24 protein-coding genes are annotated in these 24,738 nt (G+C 42.9%); all 24 read right to left on the bottom strand.

All coding sequences use genetic code 11. The features are described from left to right. Window positions 1–5: 5 nt before the first annotated feature. Window positions 6–773 (bottom strand): YlmH family RNA-binding protein, encoded by a 768-nt coding sequence (locus AS034_RS10000; RefSeq protein ID WP_058298732.1) that lies wholly within the window; start codon window positions 771–773, stop codon window positions 6–8. Between the two features lie 97 nt (window positions 774–870). Then, complete coding sequence (locus AS034_RS09995) at window positions 871–1,134, bottom strand: YggT family protein (RefSeq protein ID WP_032088917.1); 264 nt, start codon at window positions 1,132–1,134, stop codon at window positions 871–873. An 8-nt stretch (window positions 1,135–1,142) separates the two neighbouring features. Further along, window positions 1,143–1,592 carry a cell division protein SepF gene (locus AS034_RS09990; RefSeq protein WP_032088918.1) on the bottom strand — a complete coding sequence of 150 codons (450 nt, stop codon included), beginning with the start codon at window positions 1,590–1,592 and terminating at the stop codon, window positions 1,143–1,145. Window positions 1,593–1,608: 16 nt separating this feature from the next. After that, window positions 1,609–2,283, bottom strand: a complete 675-nt coding sequence (locus AS034_RS09985; protein WP_032088919.1) for a YggS family pyridoxal phosphate-dependent enzyme — start codon at window positions 2,281–2,283, stop codon at window positions 1,609–1,611. Between the two features lies 1 nt (window position 2,284). Further along, on the bottom strand, window positions 2,285–3,106 hold the full coding sequence (pgeF, locus tag AS034_RS09980; RefSeq protein ID WP_244888143.1) for a peptidoglycan editing factor PgeF: 822 nt from the start codon (window positions 3,104–3,106) through the stop codon (window positions 2,285–2,287). Window positions 3,107–3,165: 59 nt separating this feature from the next. After that, window positions 3,166–3,447 (bottom strand): YlmC/YmxH family sporulation protein, encoded by a 282-nt coding sequence (locus AS034_RS09975; RefSeq protein WP_032088920.1) that lies wholly within the window; start codon window positions 3,445–3,447, stop codon window positions 3,166–3,168. 217 nt (window positions 3,448–3,664) lie between these two features. After that, a complete protein-coding gene (gene sigG, locus AS034_RS09970) occupies window positions 3,665–4,441 on the bottom strand; it encodes an RNA polymerase sporulation sigma factor SigG (RefSeq protein ID WP_032088921.1) in 777 nt (258 codons plus the stop codon). Between the two features lie 191 nt (window positions 4,442–4,632). Then, entirely contained in the window at window positions 4,633–5,352 is a 720-nt protein-coding gene (gene sigE / locus AS034_RS09965) for an RNA polymerase sporulation sigma factor SigE (protein ID WP_058298370.1), read from the bottom strand. A gap of 53 nt (window positions 5,353–5,405) precedes the next feature. Continuing rightward, window positions 5,406–6,329, bottom strand: coding sequence for a sigma-E processing peptidase SpoIIGA (gene spoIIGA / locus AS034_RS09960; RefSeq protein WP_058298369.1), 924 nt, complete (start codon window positions 6,327–6,329; stop codon window positions 5,406–5,408). Window positions 6,330–6,606: 277 nt separating this feature from the next. Continuing rightward, the gene (gene ltrA, locus AS034_RS09955) at window positions 6,607–7,881 is read right to left on the bottom strand and encodes a group II intron reverse transcriptase/maturase (RefSeq protein ID WP_058298368.1); all 1,275 of its coding nucleotides are present in this window, start codon (window positions 7,879–7,881) and stop codon (window positions 6,607–6,609) included. Between the two features lie 576 nt (window positions 7,882–8,457). Further along, the gene (gene ftsZ, locus AS034_RS09950; protein WP_032088924.1) at window positions 8,458–9,618 is read right to left on the bottom strand and encodes a cell division protein FtsZ; all 1,161 of its coding nucleotides are present in this window, start codon (window positions 9,616–9,618) and stop codon (window positions 8,458–8,460) included. A 39-nt stretch (window positions 9,619–9,657) separates the two neighbouring features. Next, on the bottom strand, window positions 9,658–10,959 hold the full coding sequence (gene ftsA / locus AS034_RS09945; protein WP_032088925.1) for a cell division protein FtsA: 1,302 nt from the start codon (window positions 10,957–10,959) through the stop codon (window positions 9,658–9,660). Between the two features lie 108 nt (window positions 10,960–11,067). Next, the gene (locus AS034_RS09940; protein WP_058298367.1) at window positions 11,068–11,439 is read right to left on the bottom strand and encodes a small basic family protein; all 372 of its coding nucleotides are present in this window, start codon (window positions 11,437–11,439) and stop codon (window positions 11,068–11,070) included. Window position 11,440: 1 nt separating this feature from the next. Next, entirely contained in the window at window positions 11,441–12,169 is a 729-nt protein-coding gene (locus AS034_RS09935; protein WP_032088927.1) for a DUF881 domain-containing protein, read from the bottom strand. A 49-nt stretch (window positions 12,170–12,218) separates the two neighbouring features. Continuing rightward, window positions 12,219–12,932 carry a DUF881 domain-containing protein gene (locus tag AS034_RS09930; protein ID WP_419184979.1) on the bottom strand — a complete coding sequence of 238 codons (714 nt, stop codon included), beginning with the start codon at window positions 12,930–12,932 and terminating at the stop codon, window positions 12,219–12,221. Beyond that, the gene (locus AS034_RS09925; RefSeq protein ID WP_032088980.1) at window positions 12,913–13,740 is read right to left on the bottom strand and encodes a cell division protein FtsQ/DivIB; all 828 of its coding nucleotides are present in this window, start codon (window positions 13,738–13,740) and stop codon (window positions 12,913–12,915) included. The genes AS034_RS09930 and AS034_RS09925 overlap by 20 nt, the downstream gene beginning before the upstream one ends. Before the next feature lie 730 nt (window positions 13,741–14,470). Continuing rightward, entirely contained in the window at window positions 14,471–15,571 is a 1,101-nt protein-coding gene (gene spoVE, locus AS034_RS09920) for a stage V sporulation protein E (RefSeq protein ID WP_032088929.1), read from the bottom strand. Between the two features lie 114 nt (window positions 15,572–15,685). Next, a complete protein-coding gene (murD, locus tag AS034_RS09915; RefSeq protein ID WP_058298365.1) occupies window positions 15,686–17,035 on the bottom strand; it encodes a UDP-N-acetylmuramoyl-L-alanine--D-glutamate ligase in 1,350 nt (449 codons plus the stop codon). Next, a complete protein-coding gene (gene mraY, locus AS034_RS09910) occupies window positions 17,036–18,010 on the bottom strand; it encodes a phospho-N-acetylmuramoyl-pentapeptide-transferase (protein WP_032088931.1) in 975 nt (324 codons plus the stop codon). 1 nt (window position 18,011) lies between these two features. Continuing rightward, window positions 18,012–18,428, bottom strand: coding sequence for a hypothetical protein (locus tag AS034_RS09905; protein ID WP_058298364.1), 417 nt, complete (start codon window positions 18,426–18,428; stop codon window positions 18,012–18,014). 2 nt (window positions 18,429–18,430) lie between these two features. Next, window positions 18,431–19,891 carry a UDP-N-acetylmuramoyl-L-alanyl-D-glutamate--2,6-diaminopimelate ligase gene (locus AS034_RS09900; protein ID WP_032088932.1) on the bottom strand — a complete coding sequence of 487 codons (1,461 nt, stop codon included), beginning with the start codon at window positions 19,889–19,891 and terminating at the stop codon, window positions 18,431–18,433. A gap of 108 nt (window positions 19,892–19,999) precedes the next feature. Then, on the bottom strand, window positions 20,000–21,916 hold the full coding sequence (locus tag AS034_RS09895) for a stage V sporulation protein D (RefSeq protein WP_058298363.1): 1,917 nt from the start codon (window positions 21,914–21,916) through the stop codon (window positions 20,000–20,002). Between the two features lie 236 nt (window positions 21,917–22,152). Then, window positions 22,153–24,354 carry a penicillin-binding protein gene (locus tag AS034_RS09890; RefSeq protein ID WP_058298362.1) on the bottom strand — a complete coding sequence of 734 codons (2,202 nt, stop codon included), beginning with the start codon at window positions 24,352–24,354 and terminating at the stop codon, window positions 22,153–22,155. Beyond that, window positions 24,354–24,716, bottom strand: coding sequence for a cell division protein FtsL (gene ftsL, locus AS034_RS09885; protein ID WP_032088935.1), 363 nt, complete (start codon window positions 24,714–24,716; stop codon window positions 24,354–24,356). The genes AS034_RS09890 and ftsL overlap by 1 nt, the downstream gene beginning before the upstream one ends. Window positions 24,717–24,738 lie beyond the last annotated feature (22 nt).

Raw genomic sequence — 24,738 nt, 5'->3', positions numbered from 1 at the left:
TTAAATTATTTCAAAATCCCCAAAGAAATGCGCCATTTTTCGCGTTTTGTTCTTCCTTCGATCGAGATCAGCTTACTTCTGCCGAACCCCCTTACCGATATAACATCCCCCGCTTCTACTTCAATGGATGCATTTTCGGTGACTTTCCAATTCAGTTTCACAAGATTGCTTTTGATAAAAGTCTGGGCTTTCTGACGTGAAATGTTATAAATTGCAGCCATAACCGCATCGAGCCTCAGTGAACTTACGGTCGTCACCTTCTCCTGCCATTCTTCCATCGTCTCAATCAGATCAGTCATCGGGACTTCCTGCAAGGTCACCGTTGCTTTCCCGATCTGTGTTAATTCCAGCCTGACATACTCTGATATTTCTTCAGCCAGTAACAGCTGGAGCTTCTGGCCGGCTGCAAGGATATCTCCGAATTTCTCACGTTTCAGCCCGAGTGACATGATGCTTCCCAAAACGTGCTTGTGTTCTATTGTAACAAACTTGCCCGGGTACTCAATCTCAAATAAACGTATACCATAATCTTCTTCCTGAGGTTGGAAATAGGAGGGATACAAAAGCGCCCTTTTTCTCTCCGTACCCACTGGATAAAAGGAGAGTTTCACCTCTTCATTCTGCCCGACGATTGACTGAATGATATGCTGCTGCCTGGGGTCAAGAAAATCAGTCCGCTTTGGTGCGTATTGGTTTTCCACCTGTTCTCTCCATTCAAGTACCCCATCGACAAATTCTTTTTCTTCCTGCCTGAAATGTTGATAAATGGACATCATTTCACTTCCCTCTATTGTTTAAGATGCATCAGCGGCAAAATAAAAGAGCTGAAACCGGTCTGTATGTTTCAGCTCTTTACCATTTTACAAAAATCTAGATGAACCAAAAGAATAATTGGCGAAGGCCCATCTGAGCCAAATTCAAGACAATGAATGCGACGATTGGCGAAATATCGATCATTCCAAGCGGAGGCACGAAACGTCTGAACGGTTCTAGGTATGGTTCACAGATCCTCGCAAGAAATTGGCCGATGGATGATTCCCTGGCGTTAGGGAACCATGACATTAATATATAGATGATTAATGCCCATGAATAAAGCTGAATGAGTGTAGATAAAACGTCAAAAACGAATGCCATAATTTACATTACCACCTTGAATCAGATATGTCTTCTTCTTTTAAGAACTCCGAAATGTTCCCGCTCACTTCCACATTATCCGGTGTACAGAGGAAAATATCCATGCCTACACGCTGAATGTCCCCGCCTATCGCATAAACTGTACCACTCAGGAAATCAACGATACGCTTAGCCTGATCGTGCTGGATTCTTTGAAGATTCACAAGGACGGACCTTCTATTTTTCAGATGGTCGGCAATTTCCTGTGCTTCTGCATAAACCCTTGGTTCCACAAGGATCACCTTTGAGGATTTCTGCACGCTTTGAAGGCTGACTACATTTTGTTTTGTTTGCGCAGCGGGTTGAGTTTTCATTTTCTTCTTCTCCTCGAATTCCTCTTCGTATCTTTCATCTTCTTCATAATCATATTCTTCCTCATCCAATAAAAAGAACGTTTTCAATTTTGATTTTATGCCCATTTGCGTACATCCCCTCTCAGTCATTTCCAACTAACGCTGATCCAATACGGATAAAAGTGGCTCCTTCTTCAATAGCAATTGTATAATCATTACTCATCCCCATTGATAGCTCTGTACATGGTGCATATGGTAATTCCATGGAATGTATGTGCTCCTGAAGTTCCCTTAACGAGCGGAAGCATTTTCTCAGGAAATTCTCATCATCTGTATGAGGCGCCATTGTCATCAATCCGACCACCTTGATATTAGGGTAATCTTCCAGATTCCTGATGAACCCCGCTACTTCCTGCGGATCCATGCCATGTTTCGAATCCTCTCCGGATACATTCACCTGAACGAAACAAGACACGGGCCTATCCGCTCTTTTGTGGATTTCCTTGGCTAGGGAAAGCCTGTCCAAAGAATGTATGTATGAAACTTTATCAATAATATTTTTGACCTTCCTCGATTGCAGTGTACCGATGAAATGCCATTGTGGTTCCCCTTTTAATACTTCCCATTTCTCCATGAGTCCCGAGTCCCTGTTTTCACCCAAGTGAATCAAACCTGCCTGAACGGCTTCTTCAGCTCTTTTGATCGAAACATATTTGGTTACAGCAACAATATTGATTTCATCGGGATCTCTTGCAACTTTAGAGCAAGCTTTGATTATTTGATTATTTATCATTTCCAGTTTTTCTGCTACTTTCATTTCATAACTCCTTCCAGCCGATAAAACTCATCATTCTTCCTGTTTTCCCCTCATCTCTCCGAAAGGAATAAAAATCATCGCTGCAGGAAGAACAATAACCAGAAGTATGGATCTGTTTTTCATCCAGACCGCTTTGAAGCAGCAAAAGTCTGTTGACTTCTTTCAAATCCAGATGATACTGTCCCTCTTCCTTTAAATTATAGGGTAAGTCGTTCCCATCTTCTAGTACTTTTTTTATTGCATCCAACACCCTGTCATCAACAACATAGCAATTCCGGCATACCGAGGGGCCAATGACGGCTTCAATATCGCTGACCCGTGAACCTCTTGCAATGAATCCGTGTATCATTGCCGGCCCGATTTCTCCTGCTGTCCCCTTCCAGCCTGCGTGGGCCACACCGATCAGACCGGTATGTTTGTCAAGGAAATAGATAGGCACACAATCTGCATAACACATCGTCAGTAAAATATTTTTATGGCTTGTAATAAAACCATCCGTGTCCTTTATACACGTGGAATATGAGGTGCTTCCCATTCCGCGCTCCAAAGGAATGACTTCATGAACCCTGCTTCCATGGGTCTGTTCTGCAGCTGCCCAGGTGTCTAATGGGAATTGAAGGGATTGGGCTATCTTTTCCCTATTCTTCAGCACATCGGAGCTTTCATCACCAACATGCAGTCCCATATTCAAAGACGTATAGCTCCCTTTGCTTTCCCCGCCATGTCTGGAAGTGATTCCTGCTTTCAGCCCCGGGATAACATCAGTCCAGGTCTTGATGGTATAGATGGATTCCGTTTCTTTATAAAAAGGATCAATAGACACGAGTGAATCTCCTTCTTTTTTTTATAAGTGTACCACAGATACTGAATATTCGTCATTTTTCAAGGAGATTCTTTAGGTTCCTCAAGTTGTCCCTGTACATAGTGACTCTCTTTATGTCGAACAAGGATGACGTCTTCCCCGATTTTCACGATACTTTTCCAAGGAATGACAACATCTTCTTCCTTGCCAAAGAACCCTAATAACTTGCCGCCGGTTCCTATTACGATGGCTTCAATCCTGCCTGTATCCAGATTGATTTCAATATCTCCTATGTTCCCCAGTTTTTTCCCATCCGATATATTGACAACATCTTTGACTTGGAATTCAGAAATTCGTACCAAGCGATTCCCCTCCCGCATGCTTTTGAATGGCATAGAGTGCAAAATGTTTGCACCAAGGTGTAATATTTTGCACCAAGGTGTAATCATTTTGCACCTAGGTGTAAACATTTTGCACCGTATTATATTGTATGCAGGAAAAAGAAAGGCAGACCCGGGAATTAAGGATCTGCCTTTCTCGATTGTCCATGAGAGGTTCCATTTTTCTCATGTTTTTCTCTTATTGGATATTCTTATTCATTTGTTTTATGGCTGCTTTTTCTAATCGGGATACTTGAGCTTGTGAAATCCCGATTTCGTCAGCCACTTCCATCTGTGTTTTTCCTTGGAAAAAGCGTTTACTGATAATCAGCTTTTCCCTGTCATTCAGTCTACGCATACCTTCCTGCAATGCGATTTCTTCGATCCAATGAAAGTCACGGTTCCGTTCATCACTAAGCTGGTCCATTACAAAGATAGGATCTCCCCCATCATTATATATTGGCTCAAATAATGAAACCGGATCCTGGATGGCATCGAGCGCAAAGACAATCTCTTCATGCGGTACATCCAGAACCTTGGCAATTTCCTCAGCTGTCGGTTCTTTGGACGTTTCACCCATCAGCTTTTCCCTTACTTGCAGGGCCTTATAAGCTATATCGCGCAGAGATCTCGATACACGTATAGGGTTATTGTCGCGCAGGTAGCGGCGAATCTCCCCGATGATCATCGGTACTGCATAGGTGGAGAATCGTACATTTTGACCTAAATCAAAGTTATCGATTGACTTCATCAAACCGATACATCCGACTTGAAACAAGTCATCAACATACTCACCACGGTTGTTAAAGCGTTGAATTACACTTAAGACGAGACGTAAATTACCATTCACAAGCTTCTCTCTTGCTGATATATCACCAGCTTGCATTTGTTTGAACAGCACTCTCATTTCTTCATTCTTCAATACTGGTAATTTTGAAGTATCTACACCGCAAATCTCAACTTTATTTCGTGTCATTCTTTCCCCTCCTTGCAGGAGCTGTTGTACAAAATTCAGTATTTCCTTGAAGAGGAAAAATATGCATTTCATCCGGACGGTCTGCTCATGAATTCCTTAAAACCCCTTACAAATACTAGAAAAAAACACACGAAATTTTTTATTTTAACAATCAAAAAAGCTGACTTTTCATTAAAAGTCAGCCCTGTCTTTTACACCATTTTATTAAACTCTTTCTTCAATCTTTTGATGATCCTTTTCTCCAGCCTGGAAATATACGATTGGGAAATTCCCAGCATATCAGCTACATCTTTCTGGGTTTTTTCTTCTTCCCCCATAAGGCCGAACCTCAGTTCCATGATTTGTTTTTCCCGTTCTGACAGCTGGTGGAGCGCATTAAACAACAACTTTTTATCCACAGTCGCTTCCAGGTCTTTTGTAATAATATCTTCATCTGTCCCGAGAACATCTGATAGCAGTAATTCATTGCCGTCCCAATCAATATTAAGGGGCTCATCAAAAGAAACTTCCGACCGGATTTTATTGTTTCTTCTTAAATACATAAGTATTTCATTTTCAATGCATCTTGAGGCATAAGTAGCTAGTTTGATCTTTTTTTCAGGATTGAAGGTATTGACTGCTTTGATCAGGCCAATCGTTCCTATACTGATCAAGTCCTCAATATTAATCCCGGTATTCTCGAATTTCCTTGCAATGTATACGACTAATCTCAGGTTCCGTTCTATAAGAAGTGATCGTGCTGCTTTATCACCATTAGGTAATTTATTCAGAAGTACTTGTTCTTCTTCTTTACTAAGGGGGGGAGGCAGGGCCTCACTGCCTCCTATGTAGTAAATTTCATCTGTTTTTATACCAAGCTTGATTAATAATTTGTACCAGACATATAAAAATTTGATTTTTAATTTTTTCATCGTTGTTCCCCCTTCTATTTCTTTAGAATGTGAGTATAGTAGTAGTATTCGAATTACGAAACATTCTGTACCGGCTTACCGGCAGCCATCCTCGGATGTACGATCGCTCCAAAACTTTCATCCGCAGAAAGCGGTTCTTTCCTGAAAACGATTAGTCCGTGTGCCGGCCACGAAGATTCATGATCTTTTAGAGTTATGGAGTCGGGTTTTATCGCTGCGAGCAGCTGACTTTTCCTTCCGACTGACTGAGCCGGGATGATTCTAAGCCGGTCTGACCACTCTTCGTTCAGATTACGTTGACCTGAGAAAATATCTTCAGCTTCTTCACATAACAAAATGACCTCTTCCGGAACAGTTTCCTTTAAGGAGGAAACCGACACGATCATGACAGGAGCCTTGGAAATGGGGTCCTGCAGCTGGTTGCCGCTGTCCATTAACCCTTTGACGGTCCATTCAAATGCACCGATATTCAAAGAGACATCCACCAGCTGATCATATTGGATCTTTACGTACTCCACACTGTCCATCCTGCTTTTAGAAAAATACCACGCGACAGGAAGGGAGAGCATGACGAATACCCAGCTGATCGGATCACCAAAACCCTTGATGCTTGCGAGCAGAACAGTCGTTTTAGAACCCGGGTCAAACGTCAGGAAGTAATGTGCACCGATAAGGATCCCACCTGTTAAGAACGTAACGAAATAAAACATGAGAAGATTTGTCAAGAAGTAACGAAGTCTCTTAAACCCGAATGAAGAATATACCATGACCAAAGAAAATAACAGTTTAACCAGAGGATTTCCTACCAGAAATGCATAGGGAGAAAACGAAAGAATGATGATGGCGGAACCTATTGAACTCCCTATCGCAATTCTCCACAGAGCATATTGTCTCTTGAGGATCAAGCCTGTTAGCCATAGCAATATAAAATCCACACATACATTCAGCAGCCAGATGACATCTAAATATAAGGTCAATTCCTGCCCTCCTTAAACTTCATCTAGTCCTATGCCTCAATTAAAACTGATTGACTTATAGGAAGTATATCGTACATCCCCTCTAAAAGTTTGTCATTTTATGTATGGGAGGACGGAAAACTTTTAAGAGAAAGAAACGAAATATGTCACTTCATCTTTGAACGATTCAAAAAGACAGAGTAAATGGAGGAAAATCGAGTAGAGGGAAAATAAATGTATTTTATTTTCGCCCCTCTCACAACACCGTACGTACGGGTCTCGTATACGGCGCTTCAACTTATATTACAGTGTGTACTTTTAGATAATGGGTTAAAACAGAGGGGAGTCCCCTCTGTTTTAGTCTTTTATTTGAAATTGCTCTATGGACCACTTTAGAAAGTCCTATAAACCGATAACCTTTTCTGCAGTAGGTTAGTCCTTTCGCTTCTTCCTTCGGAATCCCTAGTTGAATAAGCGATTTGATTTGTTTACTCGGAACTTTCCATTGTTTCCAGATGATGACCCTTATTCTAGATCGGAGCTTCTGGTCTATTTGTTTGGTCACTTTTTTCATATTGGCAATCCTGAAGTAGTTTACCCATCCAAAAATGACTTGTTTCAATTTCAAAATTCGAAAATCTAGTGGAACACTCCAATTTCGTTTTGTGAGCTGGCGAAGTTTTCTTTGAAATCTCCGTATTGAACTTAGATGAGGTTTCACTTGATATTTCTTGTTCTTATAGTCGTAATAGTACCCGTATCCTAGAAACTTCAGTTCTTTGGGGCGGGCAATTCTGCTTTTCTCTGCGTTGACTATAAGTCCTAATTTCTTCTCAATGAATCTCACAATTGATTTCATTACTCGGTCCGCTGCTTTTTCGCTTTTCACAAAAATAAGTGAGTCATCAGCGTACCTTACGAATCTTAATCCTCTATTTTCAAGTTCTGTATCTAGTTCGTTCAACATGATATTACTCAGTAGTGGACTGAGGTTTCCTCCTTGCGGAGTACCGACAGGTGTCTCTTCATACTTTCCATTTACCATGACTCCACTAACTAAGTACTTTCTAATTAATGAAATGACATCTCCATCATCAACTGTCTGAGATATGATGCGCATCAGTTTATCATGGTGGACTGTGTCGAAGAATCTTTCAAGATCGATATCAATAACCCAGTCATGTCCTTCATTCAGAAATTCCAAGCTTTTAATAATTGCCATCTCACAACTTCTTTTTGGTCTGAATCCGAAACTAAATTCGCTGAACTGCTCTTCAAATATCGGACTGAGAACTTGATGAATTGCTTGTTGAACAACTCTATCCACTACTGTTGGTATTCCCAATTTGCGCATCTTCCCGTTTTCTTTTGGGATCTCCACTCTTAAGGCAGCTTGTGGATGATATTTTCTTGTTCTGATGCGCCTCCGTAATTCGTCCTTGTTCTCTTTCAGATATTGCTTCAGTTCATCGACTGTTACCCCATCTATCCCACTAGCGCCTTTATTTTTGTAAACACGCAAGTAGGCTTCATTCATATTTTGATTACTAAGGATTTGTTCTAGAAGTTCCACACTCGTTTCTCCTTCCCTCTCACGTAGTAAGTGATATCTCCCATTTTGGTTATCCTCTGAGATACGCTCATACTTTCACCATTAACACATTCGGAGTAGGTCACTTACGCATTCCTGGTACTCGAAACACTATAAATTGTTCCGCCCTTCATGAATTTACTTCACTACTATGGCTTCTGCTGACTTCTTGCGGCTAACCTTTTCCGACTGTACTGCTGTACATCCACAAGATCTCCCAGGGTAAGACAATTATCTTTCCTCTTTTACTCGCCTGATTTACCTTACAAAGTTACGCACATCTTTTGGACTTTGACTTGTTTGGGAGTCTTATCCCTATGCAAGGCCTTTGTATCAGATTTCTGTTCGTCGAGCCAAGATTTTATTCCACGCTTCCTCCAGCCCTTACCTCACGATAAGTACCTTGCGCTTCCTTAGTGGTTGGTCGATGTGTACCCCCACAGTGGACTTTCACCACCTAGATAATTGCCATGCCTGGCACACCAAAAAAAAAGACCCCTGAACCGGGGTCTTTTTTGTGAAAGTTATTTAACTGAACTCAGTCGATTCAAACAGTGATTATCGTCTTCTGTTTCGGTTGCGAAGGAATGTAGGAATATCAAGTGTTTCCTCGGCACCCTGATTATTGGATGAAGAGCGTACAGGTTCCTGTTGTTGAGTTTCCTCACGTTTTGGCTGTTCACGCTTAACCTGCTGTCCTGTTGGAGCAGGATTTGGCTTTACACCGCCAAATGTAGGACGTGTCTGTTTCGGTGCCTGTAATACTTCTTCATTAAATCCCGTTGCGATGACAGTTACTATGATATCATCTTTTAAGTCTTCGTTGATGACTGAACCGAAAATCATGTTAACATCCTGGTCGGATGCAGAAGCAACGATATCTGCAGCTTCCTGAACTTCATACAGGCTCAGGCTTGTACCGCCGGTGATATTCATCAATACACCCTGGGCACCATCGATTGATGTTTCAAGCAATGGGCTGGAGACAGCTTTTTTAGCCGCTTCGGCAGCACGATTCTCCCCTGATGCCGCTCCGATCCCCATTAAAGCGGAACCTTTGTTGGACATGATTGTTTTAACATCTGCAAAATCAAGATTGATCAATCCAGGTGTTGCGATAAGATCGGAAATACCCTGTACACCTTGTCGGAGGACGTTATCCGCTTCCCTGAATGCTTCAAGCATCGGGGTGCTCTTGTCAACGATTTCAAGAAGTCTGTCATTAGGAATGACGATTAACGTATCCACGCCTTCCTTCATGGCAGCGATCCCGCCGCTTGCCTGATTTGAACGCTTGCGGCCCTCGAATGTGAATGGACGGGTCACAACACCGACCGTCAGCGCACCGATTTCACGTGCGATCTGAGCAATGACAGGTGCCGCACCTGTACCGGTACCGCCTCCCATACCTGCGGTTACGAAAACCATGTCCGCCCCTCTTAATGCTTCTTCGATTTGCTCTTTACTTTCTTCTGCAGCTTTCTTACCTACTTCAGGGTTGGCTCCTGCGCCAAGTCCCCTCGTCAGTTTCCCGCCGATTTGCATCTTAATCTCGGCTTTTGATAGATTAAGAGCCTGTGCGTCTGTATTTACGGCAATAAATTCAACACCCTGGACGCCATGCTCAATCATACGGTTGACTGCGTTGTTTCCGCCGCCACCGACACCGATAACTTTTATGGTTGCTAATGAATCTAAATTTGTATCAAACTCCAACATGACAAATCCTCCTAACTCGTCGAATCAATGGATTCCTTATTATTCAAAGAAGTATCCAAAGAACTTTTTCACTTTTGACATCGCCTTATCATCTTCATGTGTTTCTTCTGTTACTTTAGCTGGCTTCGGCTTCTTATTTGTTTGTTTCGGCTGCTGCCTTTTCTCGGATGCTTCAACAGGCACAGGTTCTGCACTTACGGTCTTTCCTTGTAATCTGGCATTCTTCTGTGCATATTTTATCAATCCGACAGCTGTCGTATACTGCGGCTCCCTCACCCCGATATAATCCGGGATGGCTACGCGTACCCTGTTCTGGAATACAATTTGTGCTAATTCTAACACACCTGGGAGATTTACTACACCGCCAGTCAATACATATCCGCCAGGCAGGTCCCTGATACCCATTCTCTTCAGTTCATGGCTGATAAGGTCAAGGATCTCTTCAAGCCTTGCTTCTATGATATCAGAAATTTCTAATTGATTAAATTGTTGATGCTGGTCACTTCCGATAATCGGGACACTGAATACTTCATCTTCTGATGCATGATCATAAAAAGCATGTCCATATTTAGTCTTTATCTTCTCAGCATCTTCGGTTGATGTCCTTAGACCGATGGATAAATCCTTTGTAATATGTTCACCGCCAACAGGCAGTACCGTAGTAGCCTTCAAATGACCGTGCTCGAAAACGGCTATCGTTGTGGAACCACCGCCAATATCAATCAGCGCCGCCCCCAGATTCTTTTCATCTTTGGAAAGAGCGACTGATCCGGCTGCCAATGGCTGCAGCACAATATCCACAATTTCAAGTCCTGCTTTTTCAACACAACGCAGCGTATTATGTAATATTGTTTTGGATCCCGTAATGATTGTGCCTTCCATTTCAAGGCGCACACCAATCATGCCTCTCGGGTCTGTAATTTCATCCAATCCATCAACGATGAATTGTCTAGGAATGACATTGATGATTTCCCTTTCAGGCGGAATCGATACAACTTGCGCAGCATCCATCACCCTGAGGACATCCTCATCCCCTATTTCACGGTTCTCACTGGAAACGGCCACCACTCCGTGACAATTCTGGAGGGAAACATGATTTCCGGTAATGCCGACGATGACCTGGTTAATGGATAACCCGATCATTCTTTCTGCTTGTTCTACTGCCTTCTTTATTGTTTGAACAGTTTCGTCTATGTCTACGATGGAACCCTTTCTGATTCCTTCCGATTCTACATTTCCTACACCGATAATGTTCAAGGAATCATTTGACATTTCTCCAATGATCACTTTCACTGTGGATGTACCGATGTCTAGGCTAACGTAAATTTCATTGCTGTTCACTCTATGGCACCTCCTTAAAAAATGTTTATGGGAACAACAACCCCTAGATAGTCTCAATTCTAAGTATATCTTAAATAAGATATTCGTCGTAACAAAAACGATTCCCTTTTAAAATTCTGAATTTTTTTCTCTTTTTTCTTGATTATTCGTCCAATTGCTAATAAGTATCCTTCTTATGACTGCTATGTTCTGGAACAACCTGACTCCAAAAGCAAAAACAGCCGCCAGATATAAGTCTACACCAAGATGAACCCCTAGAAAAGCTAAACTTGCTGCCAGTAAAATATTAAAAAAGAACCCCGAAACAAAAACTTTATCATCGTAGATATTTTGGAGGTGTGCACGTATTCCGCCAAAGAGCGTATCCAGTGCAGCCAGGACTGCTATCGATAAATAATTCGAGTATTCATCTGGAATTCTAATATCCGTAAGAAGGCCGAGTATGACCCCTACCAGCAGTCCCAATATGGGAAGCCACATATCATCCGTTACCTCCTCTTTCACTGACCGGTTCCATATATCGGATCCGGATTGTATCCTCATATGATGGTAATACCACTTCTTCCAAAGGTTTGGATATGGATACCCGGAGATTATCGATAAAGAAATCCTCCGCAGATTGCGATACCTGCATCCGGTTATACAATTTCTGTGCAGTCTCAAGATCCTTTGTCAATACTCTGACTTCAAACGGGATTTTAGTAATGGAAAAACCGTCGATATTTGTTTCCCCGTTAATATCACGGATAACTGAGGTGTTGATCAGCCGGTGTCCATCTATCGAAATATCCATCGCATCATACTGATTTAACTCATTGACCAGCCTCTCGAGGAGCTGAGGGGATACAGTCTGTACTTTTTCACCCAGTAATATTTCTTCCATGGCGGGCTCAATGGTAAGGATCAGACCGGTTCCTTTTTTCTCGGTCAAACCCGCTTCCGTTTTCAGTTCATCTAAAGTCTGTTTCAATGCCTGCTCAGGGCTTGCCTCTCTGTCTGTTTCATAAGTTTCTAGCTTCTCTTCGACAGTTCGCATTTCCTCAAGAAGGCTGGAATTCAGTTCTTTCTCTTTAAGGAGAGCATCCCTTAATTCCCATATGTCTCTCGTATCACGGACAACAGGTTCCTTGACTGTCTGAAATTGAATGGCAATCATGAAACCGATGATAATGGTGATAACCGTAAAACTTGCTTTAAGCTTGTTGTCCAATCCCCTTCACCTTGCTTCCAGATCACTTTCTTTAAAATTGGAGTGCAGACTACTGCAATTCGCCGATCAATGGTTCCAGAACAATTTCTGTTTTCTTTTCTAAAGAAAATTCAATATTTTCATTGACCAGTTGATCCTTGACTCCACCCGTAATATTCATTGCGGAAGAGAGAACCTCCGAATCCCCAATTGCTGCAATTTCGAACGGAGCGGGATATTCAATTCCGTCGATTTGTATGACCGGTCCATTACATAGCACATAGGAATCATGCTTCAGCCTCTGTCCGTTTATGGCGACCGCCGAAGCACCGGCTATATACAATTCGTTTATCACCTTGAATATATGGTGTTCATGGACAATATAATTGTTTGCGTTATCTTCTTTTGGTTTATAGTCAGCGTCAGAAAGAGTCACTTTCACTCCCGGACCTTTGACCTTGGTCTTCCCTAAGAACATGCGGTATTTTTCCGCCTCTTCTGCAAGGTTGAAATAGATTTGCTTTTCTTTAGAGAATTCCTTTTCCATATTGACTACTTTTTCCTGTTTTTCGTAAAGCTGTTCCTGAAGATTATTATTCTTCTGCTGCTGGGAAAGAATTTGATCCCGCAGCTCTTCTTCCTGCTTCCATTGGCCGTTGCTCCGTTTACCTTGACCGTTTTCTTCCGAGTTGGCAATACTGTAAGAAAAAGCCAGGATGAAACCCAGTACCAAGCTTACGAGGGAGAGGATAACATGTTTACCCTTAACTTTCATCCCCGGCATCCCCCTCACCTTCATCTTCTTCTACAGCATCACCCGCTGGTTCCGCTTCACTTTCTGATTCCTCAGATTCGTATGATCGGAAATAAGAACCCACCTCTAAATCAATGACCCCTTTTTGCGAAGGGTCCAATTGACTGACAATCGAAGGGTAATGTTCCATCTTTTCTGAAAATGTCCTGATCGTAGCACTTACTTCATACCCATCATTCATAAATAGAGTCAAGTGGTATTGGTCCGTCTTCTTCGGCGTCAGGTTGATTTCTGAAATGAGGTGCTGGACCTCTTTCGGGAGCTCCCCCAATTCAGAAATCATTTTTTTCAATGCTTTATCCTCTTTGAATCCCCTCAGCAGAGGAGCATCAACCGGAATGGATTCTGTTCCCTTATTCAGAACCTTGCCGTTTTCCAAAATGATTTGAAACTTATTGTCCTTAAGAAGATAGGCTTTCTTCCCCAGCTCATCCACTTCAATTACAAAAGAATTGGGAAATGACATCTTCACCTTGGCATTCTTGATTTCAGGAAGCTTATTCAGCCGTTCGGAGGTTTCTTTCTTATTGACGCTCCATACATTCATTCCCTGCTTTATCTTGCTTTTGGAAATAATGGTTTCGCTTGGGACAAGCTCATTCCCTTTCACTTCAATGTTCTTGACATGACTGAGAGGAGATTGAAAGTATATTACAGACAGAATCATGATCAGGAAAAGCGAGAGCAGGAATATCAGCCTTCTGTTTGCTTTCTTCTTTCTGTGCTGTTTCAGTTTTGGAATTCTTTCTTCAATGGAAACAACATTTTCTTTTCTCATTACGTTTTTCCTCAATTTCATTTCGTATTTATGGGGCATGTTTCACCACACCTGAAAAATGAAAGTACTCTTTCCAATACGGGCTTCCTTCCCAATGAATGTGAAGGACATGTGAAAGAGATTAGGACGGTTATCATTTTAAAGTCAATTTACTTTCCTTACCTGCATCAAACATAATGAAAATTTCAAATGATCGTTATGTATATTCCATGGAATCATAAAGAGAATAACCTTTAGTTAATTACACTCTTTCCCTCTATTCTAAACACCAATTCCATGTTATGAAAGGATGTCATTGAATTGTAAAAGTTTTGGTTAAAAAAAGTAATATAATCTCCTATAATATTGAAAACCTTAGGTACTTTCACACGTTTCGTTTATGTAATTAATTGTAACATCTAACCTCCGAATATCCTATTACTATTTCAATAAAATTTACTGAATAGTTCTTTTTTCACTAAAATAGAATTCTACTTATTGACTTCTTTCATTTCCCGTGAAGAAATTCCTTTTCACATACTCATCCCGCTCTGATTTTTGTTTGTTTTTTTGCAACCCTGATTATTGAATCAATTTTGACTTCTTAACTTACCTGATTCCATTATCACCGCTATTGATTTCCGTGCAAAACTTCGCAATCAACCTAGGAATTGAAAAAGAACAAAAAAGATTGGCTTCCGAATCATTCTGTCAGTTGTTTCTGACAGTGAATGACTGGAAGCCAATCTCTTTAGTTTCTTGAATAGCGGCTGATGTTGAGGAGGACGCCGACTGCCATGAGCATGAGGGTCAGGGAGGATCCCCCGTAGCTGAGGAATGGCAGTGTGATGCCTGTTACCGGCATTAAGCCTGTTACGACCCCGACATTGATCATGACTTGGATGGCGATCATGGATACAATCCCTACAGCAAGGAAACTCCCGAAGAGGTCGGGTGCCCCCAGCGCGATACGTATTCCGCGCCAGAGAATCAGGGCGAAAAGGAGAAGGACAAATGTACCTCCTATGAACCCCAGTTCCTCTGCCAATATCGCAAATATGAAATCATTCTGCGGTTCAGGCAGATAGAAGAACTTCTGTCTGCTTTCACCCAGCCCTAAACCAAAAAGTCCTCCGGGACCGATTGCATAAAGCGATTGAATGATCTGAAATCCGCTGTTAAGAGGGTCTTCCCAGGGATCCAGAAAGGAAGTGATCCGTTTGATCCTGTATGGAGCAGATACGACCAGGGCAGCGAATCCGGCCAAGCCGGCCAGCCCCATCCAGGCAAAATGCATCACTCTTGCTCCTGAGATGAAAATCATCACCACACAGGTGCCGACCATGACGGTACCTGTCCCTAAATCAGGCTGGAGCATAATCATGCCGAACGCTGTAAATACCAATAACAGCGAAGGCAGGACCCCTTTTCTGAAGGAAGTGATATATTTTTGGTTTTCAGATAAATATTTTGCCAGGAAAGCGATCATTGCCAGCTTCATGAATTCTGAAGGCTGAATGGAAAAGGCTCCTACTCCTATCCAGCTCCGGGATCCATTCCTCAATACTCCTACTCCCGGTATCAATACAAGTACAAGCAGTACAAAGCAGATGATGACAAGGACTTTCGCCCAGTTTCTCCATGTCCAATACTCCACATTCATGATAAAAAACATGGCAAATACCCCGACGGCCGCAAACAGCAGCTGTCTTTTGGCAAAAAAGAATGAATCATCGAATTTATAATCCGCCCATACCGCGCTGGCACTGTACACCATGATCAATCCTACAGCTAAAAGTGTAAGCGTCACGATGATAAGGATGAAATCCGGAGTAGATTTTTTTAAAGGCATCTTAACACCTCGAATAAACGTATTTGAGCCGCTTCAAGCAATACATACCGTTCAGTTTCTAAGAATGCCTTTCTGGTTGTTTAAGTAATCTTGCTTTATAATGACAAGCCCTTATTAAAGGGTATGCACCGCTTTAATAAAAATGTCACCTCGTTCTTCAAAAGTTCGATATTGATCCCAGCTTGCGCATGCGGGGGACAACAGGATCACATCCCCTTCTTCCGAGTTTTCAAAAGCGGCCGGCACTGCCTTTTCCACATTATCGACACGGAGGATCGTTTTTATCCCTGCCTTTTGTCCCGTTTGCTGCAATTTATCAGCCGTCTCGCCGAACGTAATGAGTGTCTTAACATTTTTAAGATGTGGAATAAGGTCATCGAATCCGTTCCCTCTGTCCAACCCGCCTGCCAGTAATATAGTCGGTGTGTTAAAGGCATTGAGTGCACTTTTCGTTGCCAGCGTGTTTGTTGCTTTGGAATCATTGTAGAACTTCCGTCCATTCACTTCTTTTACAAATTGAGTACGATGCTTTACTCCCGCAAATTTTCCAAGCACACTCATAATGCTTTCGTTCGATACTCCATATAATTTAGCAGCAGCCACGGCACAAAGTATATTTTCAAGATTATGTGCACCCGGCAGTACCACAGAAGACAAATCCCCGATGCGTTCTTTTTTGAAATAGATTCCGCCTGCCTTTATATAGGCGCCCCCTTCCACTTCCTGAGTAGTGGAGAAAGGGATAATGGACGCTTTAGTAAAACCGACAGTCTTCACGAGATGGTCCTGGTCATGATTGATGATCAAGTAATCATCTTCAGTCTGATTCTTTGTAATATTTGCTTTCGCGTGCCAATATTCCCCGAGATCTCCGTGATAATCAAGGTGTGCTTCATAGAGATTGGTTATAATGGCTATATGAGGGGAAAACTCCTGGGTGCCCATTAGTTGGAACGAAGAAAGCTCAACAACCATTTTTTCATCCTTAGCCGCTGTCTGCGCCACTTCTGATGCAACCGTCCCGATATTCCCTGCAATCAGCGGGCGCTGTCCGCCTTCATTAAGGATTTCATAGAGCAGTGTCGTTGTGGTCGTTTTTCCATTTGTACCGGTAATGCCGATCATTTCAGCCTCAGATACTAAATAGGCGAGCTCCACTTCGGTAAGAACCGGAATCCCCTTTTCAACCGCCCTTTTTATAAGCGGATTATGATAAGGGATGCCGGGATTCTTCACGACATATTCAAAGCCTTCATCCAATAATTCGATGGGATGGCTCCCGCATATCACTTTGATCCCTTCTTGAAGGAGACCCTGAGCCTCGGGATTTTCTGCCAAAGGCTTCTGATCATTGACTGTTACAAAAGCTTCCAGCTTATGTAGTAATGAAGCGGCGCTCACTCCGCTCTTTGCCAGACCCAATACTAGAACTTTTTTATGTTTGAACTTCGTAATTTTCTTCAATTATAACCACACCTCAATATAGATTCCTAATACAGCAAAAAGCAAACCAACCGTCCAAAATGTCACGACCACTCTCCATTCAGACCAGCCGACGAGCTCGTAATGATGGTGCAGGGGACTCATTTTGAAGATTCGTTTTCCCGTTGTTTTAAAAGAGGCAACCTGTAGAATGACTGACAGTGTTTCTATTACAAAGACTCCACCGATCAAGATCAGGATGATCTCCAGTTTCGTAAGGATGGCAATCGTAGCAATTGCCCCTCCGAGTGCGAGTGAGCCGGTATCGCCCATGAATACCTTGGCCGGATGTGCATTGAACACTAGGAAACCAAGGACGGCTCCTACCACTGCTACCCCGAATATCGCTATATCATATTGACCTTGATTCCAGGCAAGAACTGCCAAAGCACCAAAAGCAATAGCCGATGTACCTGATACCAATCCATCCAGTCCGTCTGTAATATTCACAGCATTTGAAAAACCGACCAGCCAGAATATAATGAACACTACATAAAACCAGCCAAGATCAAATGATATATCTGTCAATGGAATGGATACAGTGGTCGGAAAGTCATTCTGCTTAAAGATGAAATAAAATATTGCAGAGATTACAATCTGGCCCAGGAGCTTCTGCTTGGAAGTCAAGCCCAGGTTACGCTTCATGACTACTTTGATAAAATCATCCAGAAAACCAAGGAGGCCAAATCCAACTGTCACGAGAAGCAAAAGATAGGTTTCAGCGCCCGGCTCTGAGTATTTCCCTGTCATGACAAAGGTCGTGATGACAATCGATAGAAGAAATACAATCCCCCCCATTGTAGGGGTGCCCGTTTTCTTTTGATGCGACTGAGGACCTTCATCCCTGATGCTCTGACCAAATTTCAACCTCCGCAAGAAGGGAATAAAAACGGGAGAGAGCAGCACGGTGATGAGAAATGCCATAATAATTGTGAAAAATATAACTTGCTCTAGCACACTATTCCCCTCCTTTCTTACCTTGGTCCATATCTTCCAAGTTTTCTTCGTTCATTGCTGTTTTTAAATCAGATTCACTATTACAAATAAACATCGTCATAATTTCCCACTTTTCTTCTTTGTTTTTTTGATTATAAAAATGTATAAGCTCTTGATAAGCTGTATGAACATCATCAACCAGAAATAAAGGAAAGTGATTCGGAACAAATAGAGGAACCGTTTCACTTCTTTTCCATAGAGAAGCGACTGCACCATTCGAGATGCTGTCAAAAAGCTTCATCTGAGAATCCAATGGAATAAATAACCCCTTCTCCAGTTTGACGTGCGGGAGCGGGGAAACAGCTTTAAATACCATCCCCGTCAGCTCTACTCCTCGTGTATGTGGAAAGAGTTGCTTGACATCTTCATAAAAGAGCATGGTTACAGCTCCCTTATAATTTGTCTTGCAACTTCCCGATCATCGAAATCATATACATCATTCCCGATAATCTGGTAAGTTTCATGGCCCTTGCCGGCAATGAGGACAACGTCCCCTTCTTTTGCCTGAAGGATGGCTTCTTTTATCGCATTTTTCCGATCAGTAATCAACTTATATTCTTTTCCGACGGCTCCGGCTTCCATATCTTTTAAAATATCGATAGGATTTTCCGTCCTTGGATTATCTGATGTGAAAACAGCGAAATCCCCGTACTCACAAGCGATTTCTGCCATGATCGGCCGTTTGATTTTGTCCCTGTCGCCTCCGCACCCCACAACGACGATGATCTCGCCGGCCGCTATCGACTGAATGGTTTCCAGTACATTTTTCAACCCATCAGGTGTGTGGGCATAATCAATGATCACAGAGAAAGGCTGACCCTCAGAAATCGATTCAAATCTCCCTCTTACACCTTGGGCGTTTTCGAGCAGCCTAACACTTTGTTCGACGGATATGCCGGCAGCAGAAGCTGCAGCAATCGCGGCAAGTGCATTATACACATTGAATTTCCCGGCAAGCGGGAGGACTATGTCCTTCTCCCCGAACGGACTGACCAGGGTAAAGGAAGATTCAGAAGGTTTCAATTGCAGGTCCCGTGCGCAGAAGTCTGCTTCCGCTGATAAACCATATGTGAATACATGAGCTGCTGTGGACCTGATGAAATATTCCGCGGCATGATCATCTTTGTTTATGATGGCATATTTAGGAGTTTTTTTATAATAAGTATTTCCTAATTGTGAAAACAATAAGCCTTTCGCATTCCGATACTCATCCATTGATCGGTGGTAGTCCAGATGATCCTGAGATAAATTGGTGAAAACGGCAATATCATAGTCACATCCATGCACCCTCCCTTGATCGAGGGCATGTGAGGAAACTTCCATGATGGCAGACTTGACGCCTTTCTTGCAGAACCGATGAAACGTCTGCTGCAGAGTCAAGCTGTCCGGCGTCGTATTATGACTCACCTCAAGCTCGTCGCCTGCTTTTATATGCATCGTCCCTATAAGTCCCGTCTTCATTCCATTACCCGTAAATATCTGATCAATCAGATTAGTGGTAGTGGTTTTGCCATTTGTGCCCGTCACACCAACAAGCAACAAACGATGTGAGGGCTGTTCATAAAAATGATCCGACAGGACAGCCATAGCTTTTTTCGTGTCCGGCACAATGATTACGGGTATGTCAACGTCCACTTCCCTTTCTGCAAGAATAGCAGCTGCACCGTTTTTCTCAGCAACATGGGCGAGGGAATGGCTGTCAACCTCCAGACCTTTGATACAGATAAATAAATCCCCATTCCTTACTTTCTTATGGTGGTTTGCGATGTTTGAAATAGCCGGATTTCCTTCACCCTGTACTTTGTAAAACGGCAGTACTTCCAGCAAAGCGTGCAATCTCATCATTTCAACTCCTCACAGGTAGAAAGCAACCTTTTTATATTTTACATAAAAATAGTCTTGAAAGCTATCAACCTTTTAACTTAGTTCGTAATTTTCCACTGACGTCTTTTATTCAGACAGGTAAATCCTGATTGTGGATCCCTGTTTGATTTTCACACCAGGGTCAGGCGACTGATTTACGACTTTATCACCGCTTCCGCTGATATCAAGATTTAAGTTGACCAGTTGTTCCTGAAGCTCTTTTTTGTTTAAACCGATTAAGTCAGGAGTTTCGATCAACGGGATATCATCCCATTTCATTTTCTTCTCAATCTGATCTTTCCTTTTCGGTACACCCATAGCAACAAGACTATCCCCGATGATGCTTCCCGCAATTGGAGCAGCTACGACTCCCCCAAACTGAATGGTACCTTTTGGATTATCGACGGCAACATACACGACGATCTCAGGGTCATCGGCTGGTGCCACACCCATGAATGAAACAATATGATTATTCTCCAAGTATTTTCCATCCTTGGCTTTTTGGGCAGTCCCGGTTTTTCCTCCTACCCTGTATCCATCAACGAAAGCATTGCCGCCAGTACCCTGTGCCACTACGCTTTCGAGCGCTTCACGGATTTGTTTGGATGTTTCTTCCGAGATTACTTTCCTCTTTACCTGCGGCGTCTTTCTCATCACAACTTCATTTGTTTCGGGATCAATCAGTTCTTTTGCAATGTATGGCTGATATAGGGTCCCCCCGTTCACAGCTGCGGAAACGGCAGCCACCTGCTGGATCGGTGTTACGGCGACCCCCTGACCGAAAGCAGTGGTTGCCTGTTCAACAGGTCCAACACGGTCTAAATTAAACAGAATCCCTTTCCCTTCACCTTGAAGATCGATTCCTGTCTTCTGTCCGAATCCAAAGTCTTTTATATATTTAAATAATGTTTCTTTCCCAAGGCGTTCCCCCAATTCTACAAACCCCGGGTTGCAAGAATTCTGGACTACTTCAAGGAAGGTTTGACTGCCGTGCCCTCCTCTTTTCCAACAGTGAAGTGTAGAACCTGCCACCTCGACATGACCTGAATCATAAAACGTCTCTTTATTTAAATCTACCTTCTTTTCTTCCAAGGCAGCAGCCAGAGTGATAATTTTAAAGGTTGATCCAGGCTCATACGTACTCCATATCGGAAGATTCCGGTTGTAAATTTCCTGAGGCACATTCCGGAAATTCGCAGGGTCAAATGTGGGGCGGCTGGCCATCGCTAAAATTTCACCATTTTTTGGATTCATTGCGATGGCGATCATTCCGTCCGGGTTGTAGGTTGCCTGTGCAATGTCAAGCTCCCTCTCTACAATCGTTTGAACCTTCGTATCAATTGTCAGCTTCAGATCAAGTCCATTCTCGGGATCTTCGAAATCATCCGCCATATCCCCCATCCTTTTCCCTTTCGCATCAGAGAAAAACTTCACATACCCTTTATCTCCCGTCAGTTCTTCATCATAGGATAATTCAAGCCCCATCAGCCCCTGATTGTCGATGCCCGCAAAACCAAGCACATGGGACAAATAACTTCCATAAGGATAATATCTCTTGGAGTCCTCCCCAAGGTAAACCCCTTTCAAATTTAGTTCAGTGACCTCTTTTGCTTTATCATAAGATATCTTCCTTGCTTCTTTAATCAAAACCATACTGGCCTTCTGTGTTACATATTTATATGCAGTTTCTACTGAAATATTAAGAACTGGCGCCAGCTTCTCAGCGGTTTCCTGCGGATCGGTTATTTGTCTTGGAACGACAAATATCGTCGGGGCACTTTGATTGCTTGCTAACTCAACCCCGTTCCGGTCCACTATTTTCCCCCGTTCAGGCTGAAAAGGGATATTCCGGCTCCAAGAATCTTTGGCACGGCTTGTCAGCATATCCCCCATAAAAAACTGCACATAACCAAGCCTCAAGTCAATGATGGAAAATATCAACACTCCCACAATCAGAGCAATCGCCAATCTCTTCCTTACTGTCACGTTCGATACTCTTTTCACAAATGGACCTCCCCTTCTATGGCTCGTTCCATTATATGCTTGGACATAGAGGGGTATGTATTTCTTTATCGGACATACCATTCACTGCCTGCCGATATAAAGGGGGGATATTCACCCTGCTGCCCGGGGCAAAAAGAAAAGGACGATTCGTTCACAGTGCCCCCTGCCCCTCGGAAAATCGTCCGGTTGAGCAAAGAGTGAACACATCGAATCGTCCATCTTTCTTCTAACGAATACTATGGCCTTCCTTCTTCCATGTCATCCGCTTCATCCTTCTTTTGCAGCTGTTCTTCAGGAGTTTCAAAATTCACTACGAGCGGTTCATCCTCTTTCACAGGAGAATCAGGCTGTATATTTTGGCTTACGGCAAATCCTTTGCCAACCATATTTATTTTAAGACCGGATATATTCGCTACCTTGAAGACATCCCTTATTGACCATCCTCTCATATCCGGTATGGTCACTTCTCCGTCCGTTCTAAGAATGACCTTTCCTCCTTCGAGGATCTCATTCCCTGCTTGAGGAAGCTGCCTGATTATTTCTGATCCGTCCCCCACAATGAAAGGTTCCGCACCTGCTTTTTCGATTTCAGCTTTTGCTTTTTCTACACTCATGCCTGACAGATCTGGAAGTTGTTCCTGTTTCAAATTCACCTTTTCCTGCGGCTTGATATTTAAGTACTTCAGGCTGTTTTGCATTACAGGTTTGAAAACTTGTGAGACTGGGTCGGACCCGATTTCAGTAGGTTTTAATTCCGGCTGCTGAATCCCTACGTAAACAATCAACTGAGGGTCATCCGCCGGGGCCATCCCCATAAAGGAAAACAGATAGTTTTCCTTTCCATATTGATAACCGCCTGTTTCAGGGTCTGGGATTTGGGCAGTCCCTGATTTGCCGGCCACGCTGTACCCTTCTATCGCAAATCTAGTACCTGTTCCGTGTTCTGATGTGACAGTCGTTTCTAAGTATTTTCTCGTTTTCTCGGCAGTTTCCTTAGTAATGGGATTACCCGCCACTTGAGGTTTTGTTTCTTTCACTGTTTCTTTTGTATTCGGATCGACCACTTTTGAAATGATATATGGTTTCATCATCTTTCCATCATTCGCAATCGCTGATTCCGCCTGGATCATCTGCAGAGGGGTAACGGTAGTCCCCTGACCGAAGATGGTGGTATATTTTTCGATTGGATAATGGTAAAGAATAGATCCTGAAGCCTCATGGGGCAGGCCGACATTCGTAGGTTCCCCGAATCCGAAATCGTGAAGGTATCCTTCAAATTCTTTAAATCCTATTTTATCCAACAGATAGGCAAATGCAACATTGGATGATCTCTGGACGCCTTCAAGGAAAGAAATCGACCCCCATCCTTCTCCGCCATTGTGATCACGGATGGGATTCGGTACATTATCCACCTTATAAGTCCCAGATTGGTATGCTTCATTGGGATTGAATTTCCCTTCATTCACTGCAGCTGCAAGCGAAAAGGACTTCATCGTGGAACCTGGTTCAATGGTTTCTTCCACAATGGTATTCGTCCAGTTATCCGTCAGTCCCGCCCTCGTATCGGGGTGGAAGGTCGGACGCTGTGACATCGCAAGGATTTTTCCCGTTTTAGGGTCCGATACAATCGCAAACATATTCTTGGGCTTGTACTGTTTTTGCACTTGATTCATGGCTTCTTCCAGGAACGTCTGGATTTTCTTGTCGATCGTCAAATAAATATCATTTCCATCCTTCGGGGGGGAAACATGCTCTTCAGAATTGGGAAGGAGATAGCCCCATACGTCGCTTTTATATTCGACTGAACCATTTTCACCGCCGAGGACGTCATTAAAGCTTTTTTCAATTCCCATCTTGCCTGTTGTCACGGGCTTGCCGTCCTCATCAGTTGACTTTTGAGCAAACCCGATAAGGTGGGAGGCAAAGGTCCCATTGGGATAAAACCTCTTCGCTTCTTTCCTGAATGTAACTCCAGGGAGCTCTTCATCTCTTATATCAAGCATCATCTGATGGGTAAGTGCCCTTCCCGCTGCACCGAATTCAACCTGGTAAGCACCTTCGGTTGTCAGTTTTTCATAGATTTCACTTTCGTCCATCTCGATATAGTCAGAAAGTACACTTGCCGTCTTTTTTGGATCGGTTACATGTTTTGGGTTTTCTGGGTCACTTGTCACTGTCGGACTCAGTATGGCAACCAGAGTGTAGGCTGAAGTATCCTCTGCAATGACTTCCCCTCTTTGATCATAAATGGTTCCTCTGTGGGCTTCCAGTATCCGGCTTTTAATATATTTTTCAGCTGCCTGAGAAGCGAGCACTTTCCCCTCTGCCTCGCCCGTTACCTGAATCGTAATAAATCGAACCATTAATACAAAAAAGAGCAAGCCGAAAATCCCAAAAAGGATGGCTGCCCCTATGTTCATGCTTGGTCTCTTTTTCATTATTGTTCAACAACCTTCACGTTCTTTTCTTTTAAGTTAAGTCCAAGTTCCTTTGCTTTTTCCAAAATACGTTCATATGTACTTAACTCGCTGATTTGAAGCTTAAGGTCATTGTTTGCCTTTTCCTGCTTTTCAACAGCCGTCTCCATTACCTGCACTTCTTTATTAACATCATATATGGCTGCTTGAGTCTGTACGATTTGAACAGCCAAGAAGCAAAACACCACCGCAAAAATCGCAACAAGAATCTTTTCCCCTGGTGTTATGACAGATCGCTGTTCTCTTCTAAGCGGCTGGGGATTCACACCCGCAGTCTGGGCAGACATTTGCTCCCTTTCAACCTTTCTGGCTAAGTTACTCATTGTTACTCCCTCCCATTTCCTT

Source organism: [Bacillus] enclensis (genome assembly GCF_001456935.1).
Lineage (GTDB): Bacteria > Bacillota > Bacilli > Bacillales > Bacillaceae_B > Rossellomorea > Rossellomorea enclensis.
The sequence above is the reverse complement of the archived record's forward strand: the minus strand, read 5'-3'. Positions and strand labels throughout refer to the sequence as shown.